The organism is Photorhabdus africana (genome assembly GCF_035181445.1).
GTDB lineage: Bacteria > Pseudomonadota > Gammaproteobacteria > Enterobacterales > Enterobacteriaceae > Photorhabdus > Photorhabdus laumondii.
This window is the reverse complement of sequence record NZ_JAXBVE010000254.1, coordinates 1-272: the sequence shown is the minus strand read 5'-3', so window position 1 is coordinate 272 and position 272 is coordinate 1. Positions and strand designations below refer to the sequence as shown.

The following is a 272-nucleotide window of genomic DNA, read 5'->3' as shown; positions in this document are numbered from 1 at the left end:
CGCTTTCATTAATATTCAATGAATGATGAATATTTTCGAGCTCAGGCGTTTTGACCGCGGTGACAGAACCAAGCAAACGATTGCTCAAATCTGAACTTACTGGCGCAATTACATCCATCTGGCAGCCATCAATAGCAGAAACTTCCGCTAAATTGATCGCACCTCTGCCTTTATGAGTGCCCGACGTGTTAGCTTCCTCCCCCTTCACCAGATAGTTGATTGCCTGACTGCCCATCACACCGAGTACAGTTTGTTTGATATTGTTGAAGAAA

The 272-nt window shown here is 44.5% G+C and carries 1 protein-coding gene; it reads right to left on the bottom strand.

Features of this window, described 5'->3' with window-relative positions:
- Positions 1-272, bottom strand: a 272-nt coding sequence (locus SLS51_RS23655; protein WP_323840899.1) for a hypothetical protein, incomplete at both ends; no start/stop codon positions are given.